Here is a 20,156-nt window from a genome sequence, read left to right as displayed (position 1 = left end):
CCGCTTCGAGGTCTCGTCGTGGGTCCATGGTGACAAAGACCACGACAGGGGCTGGTTAGGCTGGCCGGTGCAGCGATTCGCGCCATCAGGAGGTACCGACGTGACCGACCAGAAGCAACCGCCGCTCCCGCACGACTTCCATCCGCCCGTCGCCTCGTTCGAGGTGGTGAGTGAGGACGTGTCGGAGGGCGGGCGGCTGCGGCCGGACCAGCTCTATTCGGAGGGGAACACCTCGCCCCATCTGCGCTGGGACGGCTTCCCCGCGGAGACCCGGAGCTTCGCCGTGACGTGCTTCGACCCCGACGCCCCGACGGGCAGCGGCTTCTGGCACTGGTGCGTCTTCGACATCCCCGTCTCCGTGACGGAGCTGCCCGCCGGTGCCGGCAGCGGTGACATGAAGGGGATGCCCGAAGGTGCGATTCACGTACGGAACGACTTCAGCACCCGGGACTTCGGCGGGGCCGCGCCGCCGCCCGGGGACGGACCGCACCGCTATGTATTCACGGTCTACGCCGTCCAGGACGAGAAGCTCGGCCCGGACGGTGACGCCTCTCCCGCCTTCGTCGGTTTCAACCTTCGTTTCAAGGCGATCGGGCGTGCCCAGTTGATCGGTCTGCACGAGGAAGTCGGGGGCTGATCCCAGGGATTGGGCCCGGGTCTCGGGCCTGAAAATCCTTTGCGTCCCGCCGTTCCGGGATCGCACAGTGGTGGCGGGCAGTCGGCACCGCAGTGCGGGGACGGCGGGGCGCTTGTGTCTGCGCCTGCCGTCTGCCGGAGCCTGGCCCGGGGCCGGCGACCGCGCCGGCTGCCCTTCGGCTTCACCCGGCTCGGCAGGACCGCTCCGCCCGGCCGCTCGCGTTTCTCGCTTTCCCATTTCTCGCTCTCCGGATTTCTTCCCGCCGCATTATTCCTTTCCCTTTCACCACGCCGCAGGCTCGTCGTCGACTCCCGTACGGCGGGTGGAAATTGCGTTGTCCGGGGATGACCACGACGGCAGAGTGGGGCCACCGCCGCAAGGGCGGGAGGAAACGGGAGGTGGAGGGGATGCGCGAGACGCTCATCCTGAATGCCAGCTTCGAGCCGCTGTCCACGGTGTCGCTGCGCCGGGCCGTGGTGCTGGTCATGCAGGACAAGGCAGTCGTGGAACACGCCCACCCCGGCCTCCGTGTGCGGGCGGCGAACATCGATCTTCCTGTGCCGCAGGTGATCAGACTCTGCAGATACGTGCGGGTGCCGTTCCGACAACGGGCGCCGTGGTCCCGGCGCGGTGTCCTCGTAAGGGACAGGCACCGGTGTGCGTACTGCGGGCGCCGGGCGACCACGGTGGACCACGTGGTGCCGCGTTCGCAGGGCGGGGGCGACACCTGGCTCAACACGGTCGCGGCCTGCGCGGCGGACAACCACCGGAAGGCGGACCGCACGCCCGCACAGGCCGGGATGGCTCTGGCGGTGAAGCCCTTCGAGCCGACCCCGGCCGACGCGCTGCTGCTCGCCCTCGGCCTCAAGGACGGGGACGGTCTTCCGGACTGGCTCGCTGTGCCCGGGGCGTCCGTCTCCGAGCCGGCGCTGCCCGCCACGGCCTGACCGGCCAGGCTCGGCGGAGCCCCGTCGGAGGGTGGCGGAGACGCTCGGCAGACGACCGCGAGCAGAAGAGGAAGAGGCGCGGAACTCCGGTTCTCAGCGCAGCAGTTGCTGAATGATCGCCAGCGTGCCGATCGCGATGACGATCACCCGCAGCGCGGCCGGCGGAAGTCTGCGCCCCACGAGGGCGCCGAACTGGCCGCCGACCGCGCTGCCCCCGGCGATGAGCAGGACTGCCGTCCAGTCGAAGTCGGCGACGAACAGGAAGAAGGCGGCAGCGGTGCCGTTGACGAGCGCGCCGAGTACGTTCTTCACGGCGTTGATCCGCTGAAGGTCCTCGTCGAGGAACATCCCCATCAGGGCGAGGTAGATGATGCCCTGGGCGGCACCGAAGTAGCCGCCGTATGCGCTGGCGAAGAGCATTCCCGTCGACAGCGGGACGCCGCCGTCGGTGCGCGCAGTCCTGCCTCGCTTCTCGCGGCGGCGCTGTGCGAGACGGGTCAGCCACGGCTGTACGGCCACCATCAGCAGCGCCGCACCGATGAGGACGGGGACGATCATGTCGAACGCGCTGGAGGGCAGAGCAACCAGCAGGGCCGCCCCCGTCATCGCACCGACGAACGCGACACCGCCCAGCAGGAACACGCGTCGCCGCTGCCCGCGCAGCTCGCGTCTGTAGCCGATCGCGCCGCTGACAGAGCCGGGGACGAGACCGAGCGCGTTCGAGACGTTGGCGGTGACGGGCGGGAGGCCGACGGCGAGCAGCACCGGGAAGGTGATCAGGGTGCCGGTGCCCACGACGGTGTTGAGGGCGCCCGCCCCGATGCCCGCCGCGCAGACCGCCACCGCCTCCCAGATGGTCACGCGAAGCCCCTTCGAGATCAGTGCCGTACACACCGATCATGCCGGAGGGGCTCGGAGCGTGCGTCTCCGGGGGTCAGTCGAGCTTCGGGCTCTCCCTCGGCGGCTTCACCATGCCGGCGGCCGAGCCTCCGCCGCTGCTGGCGGCTCCGCCGTTGCCGCCACCGGGCCGGAAACCGTCAAGGGCACCGCCGAGCCCCTTGAGGGCGTCGCCGATCTCGCTCGGGACGATCCAGAGCTTGTTGGCGTCGCCCTCGGCGATCTTCGGGAGCATCTGGAGGTACTGGTACGAGAGCAGCTTCTGGTCCGGGTCACCGGCGTGGATGGACTCGAAGACCGTGCGGATGGCCTGTGCCTCACCTTCGGCGCGCAGCGCGGCCGAGCGGGCTTCACCTTCCGCGCGCAGGATCGAGGACTGCTTCTCGCCCTCGGCGGTGAGGATCGCCGACTGCCGCACACCTTCGGCCTGGAGGATCGCCGCGCGCTTGTCACGGTCGGCGCGCATCTGCTTCTCCATCGAGTCCTGGATGGAGGTCGGGGGCTCGATGGCCTTCAGCTCGACGCGGTTGACGCGGATGCCCCACTTGCCGGTGGCCTCGTCGAGCACACCGCGCAGCGCGGCGTTGATCTCCTCGCGGGAGGTGAGGGTCCGCTCCAGGTCCATGCCGCCGATGATGTTGCGCAGCGTGGTGACCGTGAGCTGCTCGATCGCCTGGATGTAGCTGGCGACCTCGTACGTGGCCGCGCGTGCGTCGGTGACCTGGTAATAGATGACCGTGTCGATGTTGACGACCAGGTTGTCCTGGGTGATGACGGGCTGCGGAGGGAAGGGCACGACCTGTTCGCGCAGGTCGACCCTGTTGCGGACCGTGTCGATGAAGGGGACCACGATGTTCAGGCCCGCGTTGAGGGTGCGGGTGTAGCGGCCGAAGCGCTCGACGATGGCGGCGCTCGCCTGCGGAATGACCTGGATCGTCTTGATGAGTGCGATGAAGACCAGCACCACCAGGATGATCAGGACAATGATGATGGCGTCCATCCGCCCCCCTGCGTCTTTGTCTCTGATATGACGTCGCCAGGACCGACGACAACAATCGTCCCACCGCAAGTCGCCGTGCGCTCGCGGATGTTGAGGTTAGCTTCTGCCGATCATCCCATCACGACCGCCGTGGCTCCGTCGATCTCCACCACGTCGACCTGTGAGCCCGGCTCGTAGGCCTCCCCCGAGTCCAGGGCCCGTGCCGACCAGACCTCGCCGGCGAGTTTTATCCTGCCGCCCTGCCCGTCCACGCGCTCCAGCACGGTCGCCTGACGCCCCCGCAGCGCATCGACGCCACTGCTGAGTTTCGGGTGCTGCCTGCGCGAGCGGCGTGCCATCGGCTGTACGACGACGATCAGGGCCGACGAGACCACGGCGAAGACGAGGACCTGCGCCACCATCCCGCCGCCGAGCCCGGCCGTGATCGATCCGGCGACGCCGCCCACCGCGAGCATGCCGAATTCGGGCATCGCTGTGAGTACGAGTGGAATCCCCAGCCCAACGGCGGCTATCAACCACCAGATCCATGCATCCACACGACCATGTTAGGCGCGCGATCAGCTGAGGGGCAGACCCTGAGCGGTCCAGCGCTCACCGCGGTTCTCGACGACGAGCGGCAGCCCGAAGCAGCGTGAGAGATTACGCGAGGTCAGCTCCGTCTCGAGCGGTCCGGCGGCCAGCACCTGTCCCTGACGGATCATCAGGACGTGCGTGAACCCCGGGGCGATCTCCTCGACATGGTGAGTGACCATCAGCATCGACGGCGCGTAGGGGTCACGTGCCAGCCTGCCCAGTCTGCGCACCAGGTCCTCGCGCCCGCCGAGGTCGAGCCCGGCCGCGGGCTCGTCCAGGAGGAGCAGCTCGGGGTCGGTCATCATGGCCCGCGCGATGAGGGTGCGCTTGCGTTCGCCCTCGGAGAGCGTGCCGAACTTGCGGTCGAGGTACTCGGTCATGCCGAGCCGGTCGAGGAAGGCACGTGCGCGGTCCTCGTCCACGTCCTCGTACTGCTCCTGCCAGTGCGCCGTCATTCCGTACGCGGCCGTGAGGACCGTCCGCAGCACCGACTGGGAGCGGGGCAGCTTGTCCGCCATGGCGATGCCGGCCATGCCGATGCGGGGCCGGAGTTCGAAGACGTCGACGGCGCCGAGCCTGTCGCCGAGGACGGTGGCAGTGCCCTTGCTGGGGAAAAGGTAGCTGGAGGCGAGGTTGAGCAGGGTGGTCTTGCCGGCACCGTTGGGGCCGAGGATGACCCACCGCTCGCCTTCCTTGACCGACCAGGAGACATCGTCCAGCAGAGCGTGGCCGTCGCGGACCACTGATACGTCCACCAGCTCCAGTACTTCGCTCATGAGCGCGTTGTCTCCCAATGCAGTCGCCGTTACTCATGCCTTGTGAGCAGAGTCCCCAGCCAAACCTACGCCACGCGTTCGAGGGTCCGTTCCCTAGGCTGGGGTCATGCTCGATGAACCTCGTTCGGGGCGCCTGGCCGCTTGGGGAAACGCTCTGTTCGCCGCACTCGTCTCCCCTGACGATGCCGCGCAGCGGATCGTCGGCGACGACGTGGTGCACCGCGTTGTGGGGCTTCCCGCCTCGCCGGGTCCGTACGCGGATTCCGAGCCGGAGCCTGTCGGCCTGACTCTCGCTCTCGGCCGTCTGCGGTCCATGGGGGCGCGGGGACTGCGGGTCGCGCTGCCGGTGCCGGGGCATCCGCTGGGGCTGAGCGGGCCGCCGGAGTTCAACTCCCGGGCGCTGGACGCCGGTGAGGCCGTGATCGCGGCGGGCGCGGGCGTGGGGCTGGTGCCCGAGCTGTACGAGGCCGGGCCCGAGGGGGATGTGCACTCGGAGGTCACCTGGCACTGCCTGTCCGTACGGGAGGCGCCGCCCGCCGACGTGCCGTCGCTGAGCGAGGCCGAGCGCGAACTGGCCGAGGCGATGCGCGACGCGACCGAGGTGCTCACGGAGCTGGACGTGGCGGGCTCCGGCCCGGTGGCGGCCGCAGCGCTGGAGACCTACCGGGCGCGCATGGAGGCCGGGAGGCAGCTTCTGGCACCCGGGTATCCGCCGCGGGCGGTGCGGGTGCTGGAACTGGCGCAGCGTGTGCGGGCGCTCGTCGCCATCGCCTACGGGGAGGAGGACGGGACCGGGCGCCGCGGAGGCGGCGGCGAGGGCGGTGACGGCCGTGAACACGGCGGCGCGGTGAGCGCCTCGCAGATCGCGGCACGCGCGGAGGCTCTGCGGCCGGTGGAACGGACCGCCAGGCGTGCGCAGGTCGCCGCGTACAACGCCTACGCGGAGGAGCTCGAACGGAAGTCGTGGGAGTCGTGAGGCCGCAGGGCCACAACGCCATGGGGTGAGGCGGCAGGCGCAACGGTTGGTCACCCCGCCCGCCGCCCGGCCATCAGCTCGTCAGCCCGTGGCGCACCGCCCACAGGGCCGCCTGCGTGCGGTCGGCGAGGTCGAGCTTCATCAGGATGTTCGACACGTGCGTCTTGACCGTCTTCTCCGAGAGCACCAGCACACGGGCGATCTCCCGGTTCGAACGCCCGTCAGCGATCAGCTCCAGCACCTCGCGCTCCCGCTCGGTGAGCACGGAACCCCGCCCGGCGCCTGCGCCGCTTCCCGCCTCGTCCGAGAGCAGCGCTCCCGCGACCTCCGGCTGGAGGAGCACGTGGCCGGCGTGTACGGAGCGGATGGCACCGGCCAGTGCGTCGGGGTCGACGTCCTTGTAGACGTAGCCTGCGGCTCCGGCGCGCAGCGCGGGCACGACCGTGCGCTGCTCGGTGAAGCTGGTGACGACGAGGATCCTGGCGGGGTTCTGCAGCCGGCGCAGCTCCTTCAACGCCTCGATGCCGTCGGTGCCGGGCATCTTCACGTCCATGAGAACGATGTCGGGGCGCAACTCCTCGGCGCGTGCGACGCCTTCGTCGCCGTCGGCGGCCTCGCCGACCACCTCGATGTCGTCCTGGACCTCCAGGAAGGTGCGCAGTCCGCGCCGCACGACCTGGTGATCGTCGACGATCAGGACTCGGATCGGATCAGCCACCGGGCACCTCCAACTCCACGACCGCTCCCTTGCCGGGCTCGGAGTCGACGGTCAGGGTTCCGCGGACGCCGCTCGCCCTGTCGCGCATCGAGACCAGCCCCAGGTGCCGTCCGGCCCTGCGCACGGCCTGCGGGTCGAAGCCGCGGCCGTCGTCGGCCACGCGCAGCCGCGCCCCCGCAGCCGCGTAGGTGAGGGTGACTCCGACCCGCGAGGCGGACGCGTGGCGCAGCGCGTTGTGGAGGGCCTCCTGCGCGACACGCAGCAGGGCCTCCTCCTGTGCGGCGGGCAAGGCCCGCACCGTGCCCTCGGCGACGAACCCGACCTCGGCGGAGTGCGCGCGGTCGAGCACCTGCGTCTGGGTGCGCAGCGTGGCCACGAGGCCGTCCTCGTCGAGGGCCGCGGGACGCAGTTCGACGACGGCGGCGCGGAGCTCCTCGGAGGCGTCGGCGGCGAGACGGTCGATCTCGTGCAGTTCGTTCTTGGCCCTTGCCGGGTCCCGGTCGACCAGCGCGGTGGCGGCCTGTGCCGTGAGGCGCAGGGAGAAGAGCTTCTGGGCGACGGCGTCGTGCAGGTCGGTTCCGATACGGGCGCGCTCCCCGGCGATGGTCAGTTCACGGCTGCGCTCGTAGAGGCTGGCGTTGGTGAGCGCGATGGCGGCGTGCTGGGCGAGGAGGCGCAGCAGCTGCTCGTCCTCCTCGGTGAAGGCGCAGCCGCGCACCGGCGCCGCTCCCCCACCGGCCGCCGATTCGCCGCGGTCGGCCTCCTGTCCGTGCGCCGGGGACTCCGCGCCGGCGGCGGGCGTGCACCTCTTGTTCGCGAGGAAGAGTGCGCCGAGCACCTCCTCGCCGTCGGCGACGGGCATCCCGAGGAAGTCGGCGAGTTCCGGGTGCGCGCGGGGCCAGCCGCCGAAGCGCGTGTCGTTGCGTACGTCGGCGAGCCGCTGGGGCGTGGCCTCCTGGAGCATCGCGGCGAGGATGCCGTGCTGACGGGGCAGCGGCCCGATGGACTTCCACTGTTCGTCCGTCACCCCGTCCACCACGAACTGCGCGAAGCCGCCGTGGTCGTCGGGCACGCCGAGGGCCGCGTACTCGGCGTCCAGCAGCTCACGGGCCGAGGAGACGATCGTCTGCAGGACGTCGCGGACCTCGAGTTGCCTGTTCATGGAGAGGATCGCGGCGCTGACCGCGGCGAGCCCGGAGCTGCGGAGCATGCCGTCACGGTACCCGCGCGCAGAGCCCTTCGGATCGGCCCGGGGCGGGACCTGGACGGGGGTCCGGAGTCCTAGGACCTGGGACCAGCAGTGTGACCCTGCGTTTATCGCAACTACACACTGCGTAAAAGTAACCGGGTGTGCGGTGTGAGTCGCCGCATAGGACCCAGATCACGTACGAACGTACTTAGTAGACGTTGTCCACTGACCGGACGTGCAGCGCTTGCACGTCAAGGCATCCGCTCTGCTCCAAATCCACTACCAAGGTTAGTAATGGTGATTTTTGCCCGGTGACTGACGGCAGCTGAGAATGACTGCCGCCGCAGCGGCCACCGTCGCTGCGGTCCGCGAACTGGAAGAGGTTTCCTCCCATGAGCGTTCCCAATCCCGAACGCCACGGCAGGCTGTCCCGTCTGCACAAGATCTCTGCGGCGACCGGAGCCGCAGCCGTCGGTGTCACGGCTTTCGCCTTCACCGTCGTGCCAGGTCAGAAGAGCAGCGGGAGCGTGACTGCCGGACCGGAGATGGCGGCCAAGCCCGTCGCACTGCAGACTGCCGCGGACAGCCCGGCCGAGCAGAAGGCGAGCATCGACGCTCAGACCTCTGCCGCGAACGACCGCGCACGCGCACACGCCAAGGCCGAGGCCCGCAAGAAGGCCGAAGCCCGCGCGAAGGCACGGCACGAGGCCGCCGTGAAGGCCGAGCGGGAGCGTGAGCTCGCAGCGAGCCGCTCCGCGGAGCGGAGCAAGGTCAAGTCCCCCTCGGGCTCGCCGCAGCAGATCGCCCGGCAGATCATCGGCGACGAGACCCAGTTCCAGTGCTTCTCGAACATCGTCGAGAAGGAGAGCGGCTGGAACGTGCACGCGCAGAACCCCAGCGGCGCGTACGGGCTCGTGCAGGCTCTGCCCGGCTCCAAGATGGCCTCCGCCGGCCCGGACTGGCGGAACAACGCCGCCACGCAGGTCAAGTGGGGGCTGAACTACATGAAGGACCGCTACGGCAGCCCCTGCGGCGCGTGGTCCTTCTGGCAGTCCAACAACTGGTACTGAGCAGCGGCCGCACGGGCACGCGGCAACGGCTCCGCTCGTAGTGGCGCACACGCCGGAGGCGGCGGCATCCTCTTGTGATGCCGCCGCCTCCTGGCGCGTTGCGGGGTCCGGAGCCCGTCGTCCGGATCGATCCGGGCCCGGCCCCGGTCGCTACTTGCGCATGACCTCGGGCTCGTGGCGGCGCAGCAGCCTCGCCACGACGAAGACCAGGGCGATGCCCAGGCCCAGCAGGACGGCCATGTCCAGCACGTACGTGCCGGCCGTGTGCTCCCACAGCGGGTCCGGGTTGCCCTTCTCCCACGGCAGCAGCGTGTTCATGTCGGCCGTCGCGCCCATCGCGGCCACGGCCCATCGCGAAGGCATCAGCCAGGAGAACTGGCCCACGCCCGGGGTGTCGAAGAGCTGGAAGAGCACGCCGGTGAAGACCACCTGGACGATGGCGAACATGACCAGGAGCGGCATGGTCTTCTCGGCCGTCTTCACCAGCGAGGAGATGATCAGGCCGAACATCATCGAGGTGAAGCCGAGAGTGATCACGGCGAGGGTCATCTCGAGGGCGGGGAGGTTCTCCCCGATGACGCCTTCGGCGGGCAGCTCGCGCGGGGCGAACCCGATGGCGGAGATGATCACGCCCTGCAGGGCCGTGACGATCCCGAGCACGAGGACCTTGCTCATCAGATACGCGGACCGCGAGAGGCCGGTTGCCCGTTCGCGCTCGTAGATGACGCGTTCCTTGATCAGCTCACGTACGGAGTTGGCGGCGCCGGAGAAGCACATTCCGACAGCGATGATGAGCATGATCGTGCTGGCGTCGCGGTTCGTCCGGCCGTTCTTCAACGGGCCGTAACCCAGGCCGAAGTCGCTGGGGATCAGCGTGCTGACCCCGCCGAGGACGACGGGCAGGATCACCGTGAGCGCGAGGAAGCCCTTGTCGGAGGCGATGACCGACACGTAGCGGCGCACCAGCGTCCAGAACTGCGAGCCCCAGCTCTGGGGTTTCTGCGTCCGGGCCGGCGGCGCATGCACCTGCGAGGCTTGCTGCGGGGTGACGGAGTCGAGGTCCGCCGCGTACATCTGGTAGTGCTGCGAGCCGTGCCAGCGGCCCATCCAGTCGTAGTCGCGGTAGTTCTCGAACGCCGAGAAGACGTCCGCCCACGTGCCGTACCCGAAGAAGTTCAGCGCCTCCTCGGGAGGCCCGAAGTAGGCGACGCCTCCACCGGGGGCCATCACCAGCAGCTTGTCGCACAGGCCCAGTTCGGCCACGGAGTGGGTGACGACGAGCACCGTGCGGCCGTCATCGGCGAGGCCGCGCAGCAGCTGCATCACGTCGCGGTCCATGCCCGGGTCGAGCCCCGAGGTGGGTTCGTCCAGGAAGATCAGCGACGGCTTGGTCAGCAGTTCCAGGGCGACGGAGACGCGCTTGCGCTGGCCGCCGGAGAGCGAGGTGACCTTCTTGTCCGCGTGCACGTCGAGCTTCAGCTCGGCGAGCACCTCCTCGACGCGGGCGTTGCGCTCGGCCTCCGCGACGTCGCCGGGGAAGCGCAGCCGGGCCGCGTAGCGCAGCGCCGTGCGGACCCTCAGCTCCTTGTGCAGGATGTCGTCCTGCGGCACGAGGCCGATGCGCTGTCGCAGCTCGGCGAAGTGCTGGTAGAGGTTCCGGCCGTCGTAGAGGACCTCGCCGACGTCGGCCGGGCGGTAGCCGGTCAGCGCGCGCAACAGCGTCGACTTGCCGGAGCCGGACGGGCCGATGACGCCGACGAGCGACTTCTCGGGGACGCCGAAGGTGACGTTGTCGAGGATCACCTTCCCGTTGTCGACCTTCACGGTGAGGTGGCGGGCGGAGAAGGTGACCTCTCCGGTGTCCACAAACTCCTCGAGCCGGTCGCCGACCAGCCGGAAGGTGGAGTGGCCGACGCCCACGGTGTCCTGCGGAGTGATCACCGTGGAGCCCGACTTGGGCAGTGGCTGGCCGTTGACGTACGTGCCGTTGTGCGAGCCCAGGTCGTGGATCTCGAAGCGGCCGTCGGGCGAGGCGCGGAACTCGGCGTGGTGCCGGGAGACCTGGAGGTCGGAGACGACCAGTTCGTTCTCCAGGGCACGGCCGATCCGCATCACCCTGCCGAGGGAGAGCTGGTGGAAGGTGGTGGGGCTGCGGTCGCCGCCCTGCCCCGAGGGGGGCGGGCTCTGGCGGGGTGCGCCCTGCTGCGGTATGCGTCCCTGCTGCGGGTGGGGGTGCATCGGCTGCTGGCCCTGGTAGCCCTGCTGCGGCACTGCGGCCTGCTGGTGCTGGAACGGCTGCTGCTGGGCGGGCGGCTGCTGCCAGCCCGGGTTCTGCTGCGGCTGTTGCTGTGGTGGCTGGTGCGGCTGTGGCTGCTGCTGCCAGGCCTGCGGTTGCTGCTGGGGCTGCTGCGCCTGCTGGTGCTGCTGAGGTGGTGCCTGCATGGCACCGGCCGGCGATGCTTGGGGGTGCCCGCCTCCCTGCCGCTGCGGCTCCGGCGCTGGCGTCCGCGCTCCCTGGACGTCACCGCCGGGAGCCTGCGCCGCTCCGCCTCCCGAGAGGTCGAGCTTCGGTCCGTCGGTGGCGTTGCCCAGACGTACGGTCATGCCGGGGCGGAGCTCCGTCTGCTGGATGCGCTGCCCTTGTACGTACGAGCCGTTGGTGCTCCCCTGGTCCTCGATGACCCAGCTGTGACCGCCCCATCTGATGGTGGCGTGCCGCCAGGAGACCCTGGCGTCGTCGATCACCACGTCCCCCTGCGGATCGCGCCCCACGCGATACGGTCTGGACGGTTCGAGCGTCCAGGTCCTGCCGTTCAATTCCAGTACGAGTTCCGGCACTCCATGCCCCACAAAGTTGTCCCCCGAGTGACTCCCTGCGCGGGGAGCCTAGGGATGGCGAACATCGTTGGGAACTATTTCAGGCCCGGGCCCTGGACAGGAAGTCGCCCCATGTCACAACCCCACGTCAGCTGTGACGGGCCGGGGACGGGCCTGTACCGGGCGGGAAAGAGAGCTGCTCACGGCGCTCGCTGGGCACGGGGAGCCCTGAGGAGAGCCCGCCCACGACCGCAAGCCCCCCGGGGGTCTCCCGCGCCCCTCAGCGATACGGTTGAAGCACCATGACCACATCGCCGGGCGCGCCGCCCTCGTACGCCGATACCCCCACCCTCCTGGTGAAGATCTTCGGAAAGGACCGGCCCGGCATCACGGCCGGTCTGTTCGAGACCCTCGCCGCCTTCGCCGTGGAGGTCGTCGACATCGAACAGCTCGTGACCCGTGGCCGCATCACGCTGTGCGCCCTGGTAACCGCCCCCGGACCGGCCGAGGACTCGGGCGCCGCGCAGGGCACGGCGAGCGAGGGCGAACTGAGGGCCACCGTCCACGGCTGGGCCGAGTCCATGGGCCTCGAGGCCGAGATCATCTCCGGCAGGGGCGACAACGAGCCGCGCGGGACCGGCCGTTCACATGTGACGGTGCTCGGTCAGCCGCTCACCGCCGGTTCGACGGCCACCATCGCAGCGAGCATCACTGCCACAGGCGGGAACATCGACCGCATCTTCCGGCTCGCCAAGTACCCGGTCACGGCAGTCGAGTTCGACGTGTCCGGCGCCGAGACCCCGATGCTGCGCACCGCGCTCGCGCTGGAGGCGTCCAAGCACGGCGTCGACATCGCCGTGGTCGCCTCCGGACTGCAGCGCAGGGCGCAGCGGCTGGTCGTCATGGACGTCGACTCCACGCTGATCCAGGACGAGGTGATCGAACTCTTCGCGGCACACGCCGGCTGCGAGGACGAGGTCGCGGAGGTCACCGCCCGCGCCATGCGCGGCGAGCTGGACTTCGAGCAGTCCCTGCACGCGCGTGTGGCGCTGCTCGAAGGGCTGGACGTCTCCGTCGTCGACAAGGTGCGCAAGGACGTGCGTCTCACGCCCGGCGCGCGCACCCTCGTGCGCACCCTCAAGCGTCTCGGCTACCAAGTGGGCATCGTCTCCGGCGGGTTCACGCAGGTGACCGACGCGCTCCAGGACGAGCTGGGTCTCGACTTCGCCGCCGCCAACACCCTGGAGGTCGTGGAGGGCAAGCTCACCGGCCGCGTCACCGGTGACATCGTGGACCGCGAGGGCAAGGCGCGGCTGCTGCGCCGTTTCGCCTCCGAGGCGGGCGTGCCGCTCGCGCAGACGGTCGCGATCGGCGACGGCGCCAACGATCTCGGCATGCTCAACGCGGCCGGGCTCGGCGTCGCCTTCAACGCCAAGCCCGTGGTGCGCGAGGCAGCCCACACCGCCGTGAACGTGCCGTTCCTGGACACCGTCCTGTACCTGCTCGGGGTGACGCGGGAAGAGGTCGAGGCCGCCGACTGCACCGGCGAGGACGAGGTCGCCGAGGACGGCGGCCCGGTGCGGGAGGGCGCGGAGGCGGGCCGTCCCTCCGGCGAGGGCTGAATCCGCGGCCGCGTGACGCCGCGGCGGCCTCAACGCCCGGCTGCGCGGGGCGAATTCGCTGGCCCCGGGCAACCGCGACGCCGAAGCGGACATGGACACAGCGACGGTGCCCCCGGCCGTGACGGCCGGGGGCACCTCTCTACGCGTGAAGCTGCGGACTACTCCGGTGGCTCGTGCGGCTCCCAGTAGTCGGTGAGCGTGGCGACGCCGGGCTCGAGGGACTTCCAGGAGCCGTCGAAGCGGAGGACCGCGACCGTCGAGGTCGGGAAGCCGTTACGCGTCATGCGCTCGAGGGTGTCGCCCTCGGCGTCTCCCGTCAGGGCCTCGGCGACGCCCTGGATTCCGGGGTTGTGCCCGACGACGAGCAGGTCCTGGACCTCCTCGGACACATCGTTGAGCACCGCGATGATCTCGCCGGGCGAGGCCTCGTACAGGCGCTCCTCGTACACGGTCTTGGGACGCTGCGGCAGGTGGTGGACGGCAAGTTTCCAGGTCTCACGGGTGCGGACGGCAGTCGAGCAGAGGGTCAGTCCGGGGGCGATGCCGTGCGAGGCGAGCCACTCTCCGACGACCGGGGCGTCCTTGCGGCCGCGGTCCGCGAGGGGACGCTCATGGTCAGCCACCTCAGGCCAGTCGGCCTTGGCGTGCCGGACAAGGACGATACTGCGGGGCACATCGACGCTCATGTTTCCCAGCTTCGCACGAAACGTGGTGCAGGGCGGAGGGTGTTGACAGTGCTCAGAAGCACGCGGAGGGCTGACGTCTCCCGTTCGTCAGCCCAGCAGCACCTGCGCCACACGCTCCAGGACGGCTGCGATCAACGCTCCCCCGGCACCTTCCGGCTGCTGCTGCGCCGCACCGGCCTCGCCGCCGCCGAGCAGCAGCGCGAGCAGCAACGCGAAGGCGAGTACCGGCAGGACGGCCGCCCACCACGGCAGCTGCGTGCGGCCTGCCGCGGGCGGAGAGTGCTGCCGCACGGACGGCGCCTGTGACGCGGAGCGGTGGCTGCGGGCACGGGCCGTGGTCATGGGGCTCGCCCTCCTGGTTCCGTGGATCGCCGACTGTGTGAGACGACGCTACGGAAGCGGGAGCGGGCGCCCCATCCGGTGACCCACCCACTTCTCCCTGACTCGGCCCCCCTAGGGGTGGTGGGGTCAGCCCCACCACCCCCGGGGGCGACCGTGGGGATCAGGGTGCCGCGATGGAGGCGACGATCCCGATGAGGATCATGATTCCGAAGATCAGGGCGAGAATCAGGAGCAGCTTCTTCTGTCCGTTCTCCGGATGGGGTTCGAGCACTGGCATGCGTTCAGTCTCGCACCTACCGGCCGTCCTCGATCACGCGGTCCCGTCCCGCCAGTACGCCAGTCACCGTCTGCGCGAGCAGCAGCCCGGTCATCAGCAGCAGCGGTGCGTGCCAGCCGCCGAAGGCGTCGTGGAGTGCCCCGACGAGCAGCGGGCCCGGGATCGAGAGCAGGTATCCCGTGCTCTGCGCGAAGGCGGAGAGCTTGACCACGCCGGCGCTGGAGCGCGACCGGAGGCTGATCATCGTAAGCGCAACGGGGAAGGCGCAGTTGGCGATCCCCAGCAGCAGCGCCCACAGCCAGGCGCCCCCGGCAGGAGCGAGCCACAGCCCCGCGTACCCGGTGAGACCGCACAGGCCGAGGGCCACCACGAGCGGGCCCTGGTGCCGCATGCGGGTCGCCAGGCGCGGGACCACGAAGGCGAGCGGTACGCCCATGCCCATCGTGACGGCGAGCATCAGGCCCGCGGACGAGGCGGAGACGCCCGCGTCACGGAAGATCTGCGGCAGCCAGCCCATGATGATGTACGCGGCGGTCGCCTGGAGCCCGAAGAAGATTCCGAGCGCCCAGGCGGTGGGCGAAGTGCCCACGCGGATGCGTGCGCTCTCGCGCGCGGGACGCGGTGACGAGGACTCCGCTCCCGCCGGACCGTCCTCGTCGGCCCCGGGATCAGCGTCCGCGGCCGGCTCCGCCCGCCGGCTGACCGGGTCCTTGAGCACCACCAGCCACGGCAGGGCAGCGAGTACCCCGAGCAGCGCCCACGCACCGAGCCCGGCGCGCCAACTGCCGCCCAGCGCCTCGGTCATGGGCACCGTGACGGCCGCCGCGCAGGCCGTGCCGAGCGCCAGGCCCATCGAGTACAGGCCGGTCATCGCACCGATGCGGGTGGGGAACCAGCGCTTGACGACGACAGGCATCAGCACGTTGCTCACCGCGATGCCGGCGAGGGCGAGAGCGCTCGCCGCGAGGAAGGCCACCGTGCCGCCGGCCAGCGGCCGCAGCGCCAGCCCCGCGGTGATCGCCACCATGCCGGCGAGCACGACCGGGACGGGGCCACGGCGCCGGGCGAGGCGGGGCGCGAGGCTGCCGAAGACGGCGAAGCACAGCGCGGGCACGGACGTCAGCAGCCCCGCCACGGTGCCGCTCATGCCCAGGTCGCTGCGCACTTCCTTCAGCAGCGGGCCGAGGGCGGATATGGCGGGACGGAGATTGAGAGCGGCAAGGACGAGACCCACGGCGACCACGCGCACCGCCCAGCGCGGCGCGCTCGCGGCCGCCGTGCCCGGGAGTCCTGGGCGGCCAGTGCCGCGTGAAGAAGCCGGGGATGCCCCGGCCTTCGCCTTTCCGTCGGCGTGGTTCAGTCCGTCTTCCGTCATTACCATGACTCCCATCATAGAATCATGGGATGAATAGACTCTAACGCGTCCCTTCCTACCGGAGAACCCGCCGTGACGAACCGGCTCGACGAAGCGCCGGCTCCGCCCCTGGGAGTTTCAGATGACCCTGTCCTCACCGCAGCGTTCCGCCCTCGCCGACCAGGTGATCGCGGCGCTGCGCACGCAGATCACCTCGGGAGAGTGGCCGGTTGGCACCCGGATCCCCACGGAGCCCGAGCTGGTGGAGGAGCTGGGGGTGGCTCGCAACACCGTCCGTGAAGCGGTACGCGCACTCGCGCACAACGGGCTGCTGGACATCCGGCAGGGCTCAGGGACGTACGTCGTCGCGACGAGCGAGCTGGCCGGGGTCATGCACCGCCGCTTCGCCGACGCCGATCCGCGCCATGTCGCGGAGATGCGGGCCGCGTTGGAGACCTCGGGGGCACGGCTGGCGGCGCTGCGGCGCACCGAGCAGGACATGGCGCAGCTGGACGCGCTGCTGGAGCGGCGCGAGACGGCATGGGAATCAGGCGACGCGGAGCGCTTCGTCGAGGCCGACGCCTCGCTGCACCTGGGCGTGCTCAACTCCTCGCACAACGACGTGCTGACGGCGCTCTACGCGGACCTCGGCGAAGTGATGCGCGACTTCCTCCGCCTCGACATCGGTGAGGAGCTGCATCCCGAGTCGCACATGGACCATGCCCGTCTGATCGAGGCGATCCGCGCGGGCGACGAGGAGGGGGCGGCCCGGGAGGCCGCCTCCCACACGCAGGAATGGCGCTGCGGTTCGCGGAATTCGGGCGACCCGCAAGGCACGAAGGCCAGGCGGAGCACGAAGGGCCGGGGAAGGACGGGGAGTCCGCCCCGGCACTCCTGAACTGCCGTGGTGCTGAACTGCCGTGGTGCGCCTGCGGGTTCCGCGGATCCCCGGGTCAGGCACCCATCATGTGAACGCCGCCGTCGACGTGCACGATCTCGCCCGTCGTCTTCGGGAAGAAGTCCGAGAGCAGGCCGACGACGCCGCGGCCCGCCGGGTCGGGGTCGGTCAAGTCCCAGCCGATCGGGGCCCGGTGGTTCCAGACGTCCGCCAACTCCTCGAAGCCCGGGATGGACTTGGCCGCCATCGACTTGAGTGGGCCCGCGGAGACGAGGTTGCAGCGCACGTTCCGCGCGCCCAAGTCGCGGGCCAGATAGCGGTTGGTGGACTCGAGGGCCGCCTTGGCCACGCCCATCCAGTCGTACTTCGGCCATGCGATCTGCGCGTCGAAGGTCAGACCCACGACCGAACCGCCCCGCGGCATCAGCGGAAGACAGGCCGTCGTAAGGGACTTGAGCGAGTAGGCGGAGACGTGGACGGCCGTGCCGACGTCCTCCCAGCTCGCCTCGAGGAAGTTGAACGCCCCCTGCGGGCCGAAGGCGATGGAGTGGACGATCCCGTCGAGCCCGTCGACGTGTTCGGTCACCCTCTCCGCGAGTGAGTCCAGGTGCTCCTGGTCGGTCACGTCCAGCTCGATGACCGGCGCCTCCTTCGGGAGGCGCTTGGCGATCCGCTGCACCAGGGACATCCGGCCGTAACCGGTGAGCACGACCTCCGCGCCCTCCTCCTGTGCGACCTTCGCCGCGTGGAAGGCGATCGACCCGTCGGTCAGTACTCCGGTGACGAGGATGCGCTTGCCTGCGAGGATTCCGCTCATCTCAGTGCCCCATGCCCAATCCGCCGTCGACAGGAATGACGGCTCCGGTGATGTACGCGGCCTCGTCGGAGGCGAGGAAACGGACGGAGGCGGCGACCTCCTCCGGCTGGGCGTAGCGCCCCAGCGGGACCTGCTCGACGATGTTCGCGCGCTGCTCGTCGCTGAGTGCCTTCGTCATGTCGGTGTCGACGAAGCCCGGCGCGATCACATTGCACGTGATGTTACGGGAGCCCAGCTCACGGGCGATCGACCGGGCGAACCCGATGAGACCGGCCTTGGAGGCGGCGTAGTTGGCCTGCCCCGCAGAGCCGAGCAGCCCGACGACGGAGGAGATCAGCACGATGCGGCCGGTGCGGGCCCGCAGCATCCGCTTGGTCGCCCGCTTGACCACGCGGAAGGTGCCGGTGAGGTTGGTCTCCAGCACGGTGCTGAAGTCCTTTTCGGACATCCGCAGCAGCAACTGGTCGCGGGTGACACCGGCGTTGGCGACGAGCACCTCCACCGGGCCCTGCTTCTCCTCGATCTCCTTGTAGGCCCCCTCCACCTGTTCGGGATCGGTGATGTCGCACCTGACCGCGAGGCAGCCGAGGTCCGTGAGCTCCTTCGGGGGTTCGCCCGTACGGTAGGTGACTGCGACGTCGTCCCCCGCGTCGGCGAAGGCCCGCGCTATGGCGAGGCCGATGCCGCGGTTGCCTCCCGTGACCAGTACGGAGCGGCTCAAGAGGGACCACCCTTTCTGCGATCTCCGCGCTGCCGCGTGCGTGACGAGGAAGGCGGCCGGTGTCTGTCCCTAGGAAAGCTATATGCGCGCGGCCCGATTCAGGGAATGGGGCAGCGACAGGGGGGCGGACGGCCTCCTGTGGGGTCTCCACAGATACCCGCGGTCACCTGGGGCCGCCGGAAGGTGCCGCGGTGCCGGAAGGCGCCGCGGTGCCGGAAGGTGCCGTACTGCCGGGAGGTGCCGTACTGCCGGAAGGACGGCGGCCACCGGCAGCCCGCCCGGCACGAATAGACTCGTCGGCGACCCTGATCCGCTTCTATCCCCAGGACAGAACGTGACACGCCTCGGCGACTCCGTACAGCGCGCCAGCCGGCTGCTGGCCCAGGACCTCTCCTCCGACACCATCGTCGAGCAGCTGCTCGCCGAGACGGGGTCGCGCCGCTATCTGGATCTGAGCGATCTTCCGGCGAAGGAGCAGGCCGCGCTGATCGGTGCGCGCGCGGTCGAGGTGCTTCCGTCGGTGGAGAAGCTCGCGGAGGCGATCGAGACCAAGCAGGCGCAGGGCAAGGGCCTGCACGTGAAGCTGGGCATCGACCCGACCGCCGCCGACGTGCACCTCGGCCACGCGGTGCAGATGATCGTTCTGAGCCGGTTCCAGCGGATGGGACACGATGTCACGCTGATCATCGGTGACTTCACGGCGAAGATCGGCGATCCGTCGGGGCGTACGGCCGAGCGTCCGGCGCTGACCGACGAGGACATCGCGAAGAACCTCTCGGGTTACCAGGAGCAGGTCCGGCCGTTCTTCGACTTCGAGAACGTCAGCTTCCGCAACAACAGCCACTGGCTGGGCGAGATCGGGTTCGCGCAGCTGATCACCCTGCTCGCGCAGGTGCCCGCCTCGGCGCTGCTCCAGCGCGAGGACTTCCGCAACCGGCTCGCACAGGGCTCCGGCCTGACGATGTCCGAGCTGATCTACCCCGTGGCGATGGCCCTGGACTCCGTCGAGCTGGACTGCGACATCGAACTGGGCGGCGTCGACCAGCTGTTGAACATGCAGATGGGACGGCGGCTGATGGAACTGCACGCGCAGCGCCCCCAGATGATCGCCGCGATGCCGCTCATCGAGGGCACGGACGGCTCGGGCGCCAAGATGTCGAAGTCCAAGGAGAACTACATCGGCCTGACCGCCGGCGGGGACGATGTGTTCGGCAAGATCATGTCGATCCCGGACCGGCTGATGGTGCCGTACCTGCGTGCCTGGACGGAGTGGACGGACGCCGAGATCGACCAGGTGGTCGCCCGTATCGAGGCCAAGTCGCTGCACCCGATGGACCTGAAGAAGGTGTTGGCGGGTGAGGTGGTCGGCGCGCTCCACGGGCCGGAGGCGGCGCAGGCCGCCCGGGCGCACTTCACGGCGCAGTTCTCGAAGAAGTCGTTCGCGGACGTGGAGACGCTGCCGACCGTGGACGCCAAGGAGCACGGCGGCGAGGGCATCGCGGCAATCCTCACCCGGGTGCTGGAGTTCACCCCCAGCGCCTCGGCCGCGCGGCGCATCGCCAAGCAGAACGGGCTGCGGCTCGTCGTCGCGGCGGAGGCGGGCGGCGAGCAGCAGGCCATCGTGCTGCCCGAGGCCGACGCCCTGCGTCCCCTCGCCGAGGTGGTGCCCGAGAAGCTGGCCGAGGCCGGCGTGAGCGGGACGGTCTACCTCAAGGCCGGCCGGAGGATCGCCCAGATCGAAGGCCTCTGAGCAACGGGCGGCCGGCCGGGAGTCTTGGCCCGCCCGCAGCCCGGAGCCCGTGCGTCCCCGCCCTCGTAGCCGGGGCGGGACGCACGGAT

At 70.1% G+C, this 20,156-nt stretch carries 20 protein-coding genes; 7 read left to right on the top strand and 13 right to left on the bottom strand.

Features of this window, described 5'->3' with window-relative positions; all coding sequences use genetic code 11:
• Positions 1-100 precede the first annotated feature (100 nt).
• Together G4Z16_RS27560 and G4Z16_RS27555 are read left to right on the top strand one after the other, a co-directional pair.
• Positions 101-637, top strand: coding sequence for a YbhB/YbcL family Raf kinase inhibitor-like protein (locus G4Z16_RS27560; protein WP_197353317.1), 537 nt, complete (start codon positions 101-103; stop codon positions 635-637).
• Positions 638-1,044: 407 nt separating this feature from the next.
• Positions 1,045-1,584, top strand: a complete 540-nt coding sequence (locus G4Z16_RS27555) for an HNH endonuclease (protein ID WP_197354957.1) — start codon at positions 1,045-1,047, stop codon at positions 1,582-1,584.
• Positions 1,585-1,677: 93 nt separating this feature from the next.
• On the opposite strand, the gene G4Z16_RS27550 is transcribed toward G4Z16_RS27555, so the two are convergent.
• The 4 genes from G4Z16_RS27550 to G4Z16_RS27535 all read right to left on the bottom strand — a co-directional run bounded on the left by G4Z16_RS27550 (position 1,678) and on the right by G4Z16_RS27535 (position 4,830).
• Positions 1,678-2,445: a sulfite exporter TauE/SafE family protein gene (locus G4Z16_RS27550; protein ID WP_197353316.1), complete on the bottom strand. Its 768-nt coding sequence runs from the start codon at positions 2,443-2,445 to the stop codon at positions 1,678-1,680.
• A 73-nt stretch (positions 2,446-2,518) separates the two neighbouring features.
• Positions 2,519-3,481, bottom strand: a complete 963-nt coding sequence (locus tag G4Z16_RS27545) for an SPFH domain-containing protein (protein ID WP_197353315.1) — start codon at positions 3,479-3,481, stop codon at positions 2,519-2,521.
• 110 nt (positions 3,482-3,591) lie between these two features.
• On the bottom strand, positions 3,592-4,017 hold the full coding sequence (locus G4Z16_RS27540; RefSeq protein ID WP_037975796.1) for an NfeD family protein: 426 nt from the start codon (positions 4,015-4,017) through the stop codon (positions 3,592-3,594).
• A gap of 21 nt (positions 4,018-4,038) precedes the next feature.
• The gene (locus G4Z16_RS27535) at positions 4,039-4,830 is read right to left on the bottom strand and encodes an ABC transporter ATP-binding protein (protein ID WP_197353314.1); all 792 of its coding nucleotides are present in this window, start codon (positions 4,828-4,830) and stop codon (positions 4,039-4,041) included.
• Positions 4,831-4,936: 106 nt separating this feature from the next.
• Between G4Z16_RS27535 and G4Z16_RS27530 the strand changes: the two genes are divergently transcribed.
• On the top strand, positions 4,937-5,806 hold the full coding sequence (locus G4Z16_RS27530) for a hypothetical protein (protein WP_197353313.1): 870 nt from the start codon (positions 4,937-4,939) through the stop codon (positions 5,804-5,806).
• Positions 5,807-5,879: 73 nt separating this feature from the next.
• Here G4Z16_RS27530 and G4Z16_RS27525 read toward each other — a convergent pair whose 3' ends face one another.
• Both G4Z16_RS27525 and G4Z16_RS27520 read right to left on the bottom strand, forming a co-directional pair.
• Entirely contained in the window at positions 5,880-6,524 is a 645-nt protein-coding gene (locus tag G4Z16_RS27525) for a response regulator (RefSeq protein ID WP_197353312.1), read from the bottom strand.
• On the bottom strand, positions 6,517-7,734 hold the full coding sequence (locus G4Z16_RS27520; RefSeq protein WP_197353311.1) for a GAF domain-containing sensor histidine kinase: 1,218 nt from the start codon (positions 7,732-7,734) through the stop codon (positions 6,517-6,519). The genes G4Z16_RS27525 and G4Z16_RS27520 overlap by 8 nt, the downstream gene beginning before the upstream one ends.
• 371 nt (positions 7,735-8,105) lie before the next feature.
• On the opposite strand from G4Z16_RS27520, the gene G4Z16_RS27515 reads away from it, so the two are divergent.
• A complete protein-coding gene (locus G4Z16_RS27515; RefSeq protein WP_197353310.1) occupies positions 8,106-8,783 on the top strand; it encodes an aggregation-promoting factor C-terminal-like domain-containing protein in 678 nt (225 codons plus the stop codon).
• 150 nt (positions 8,784-8,933) lie between these two features.
• Here G4Z16_RS27515 and G4Z16_RS27510 read toward each other — a convergent pair whose 3' ends face one another.
• The gene (locus G4Z16_RS27510) at positions 8,934-11,633 is read right to left on the bottom strand and encodes an ABC transporter ATP-binding protein/permease (RefSeq protein WP_425508128.1); all 2,700 of its coding nucleotides are present in this window, start codon (positions 11,631-11,633) and stop codon (positions 8,934-8,936) included.
• Positions 11,634-11,902: 269 nt separating this feature from the next.
• On the opposite strand from G4Z16_RS27510, the gene serB reads away from it, so the two are divergent.
• A complete protein-coding gene (serB, locus tag G4Z16_RS27505) occupies positions 11,903-13,222 on the top strand; it encodes a phosphoserine phosphatase SerB (RefSeq protein ID WP_197353309.1) in 1,320 nt (439 codons plus the stop codon).
• 158 nt (positions 13,223-13,380) lie between these two features.
• Here serB and G4Z16_RS27500 read toward each other — a convergent pair whose 3' ends face one another.
• From G4Z16_RS27500 to G4Z16_RS27490, 4 genes are all read right to left on the bottom strand, one after another.
• Complete coding sequence (locus G4Z16_RS27500; protein ID WP_197353308.1) at positions 13,381-13,908, bottom strand: SixA phosphatase family protein; 528 nt, start codon at positions 13,906-13,908, stop codon at positions 13,381-13,383.
• Between the two features lie 87 nt (positions 13,909-13,995).
• Complete coding sequence (locus G4Z16_RS27495) at positions 13,996-14,250, bottom strand: hypothetical protein (protein WP_246531098.1); 255 nt, start codon at positions 14,248-14,250, stop codon at positions 13,996-13,998.
• A gap of 160 nt (positions 14,251-14,410) precedes the next feature.
• Complete coding sequence (locus tag G4Z16_RS33015; RefSeq protein WP_281393728.1) at positions 14,411-14,527, bottom strand: SGM_5486 family transporter-associated protein; 117 nt, start codon at positions 14,525-14,527, stop codon at positions 14,411-14,413.
• A gap of 16 nt (positions 14,528-14,543) precedes the next feature.
• The gene (locus G4Z16_RS27490; protein ID WP_246531097.1) at positions 14,544-15,908 is read right to left on the bottom strand and encodes a CynX/NimT family MFS transporter; all 1,365 of its coding nucleotides are present in this window, start codon (positions 15,906-15,908) and stop codon (positions 14,544-14,546) included.
• A 115-nt stretch (positions 15,909-16,023) separates the two neighbouring features.
• On the opposite strand from G4Z16_RS27490, the gene G4Z16_RS27485 reads away from it, so the two are divergent.
• Positions 16,024-16,779, top strand: a complete 756-nt coding sequence (locus G4Z16_RS27485; RefSeq protein ID WP_197353307.1) for a FadR/GntR family transcriptional regulator — start codon at positions 16,024-16,026, stop codon at positions 16,777-16,779.
• Positions 16,780-16,834: 55 nt separating this feature from the next.
• Here the strand turns inward: G4Z16_RS27485 and fabI are convergent, their stop codons facing one another.
• Together fabI and fabG are read right to left on the bottom strand one after the other, a co-directional pair.
• Positions 16,835-17,596, bottom strand: coding sequence for an enoyl-ACP reductase FabI (gene fabI / locus G4Z16_RS27480; protein ID WP_028435518.1), 762 nt, complete (start codon positions 17,594-17,596; stop codon positions 16,835-16,837).
• 1 nt (position 17,597) lies between these two features.
• Positions 17,598-18,317 (bottom strand): 3-oxoacyl-[acyl-carrier-protein] reductase, encoded by a 720-nt coding sequence (gene fabG, locus G4Z16_RS27475; protein WP_197353306.1) that lies wholly within the window; start codon positions 18,315-18,317, stop codon positions 17,598-17,600.
• Positions 18,318-18,651: 334 nt separating this feature from the next.
• Between fabG and tyrS the strand changes: the two genes are divergently transcribed.
• Entirely contained in the window at positions 18,652-20,067 is a 1,416-nt protein-coding gene (gene tyrS, locus G4Z16_RS27470) for a tyrosine--tRNA ligase (protein ID WP_197353305.1), read from the top strand.
• The last annotated feature ends 89 nt before the right edge of the window (positions 20,068-20,156 follow it).

It is taken from the genome of Streptomyces bathyalis (assembly GCF_015910445.1).
Classification (GTDB): Bacteria; Actinomycetota; Actinomycetes; order Streptomycetales; family Streptomycetaceae; genus Streptomyces; species Streptomyces bathyalis.
This window is presented reverse-complemented; position numbering and strand designations above follow the sequence as displayed.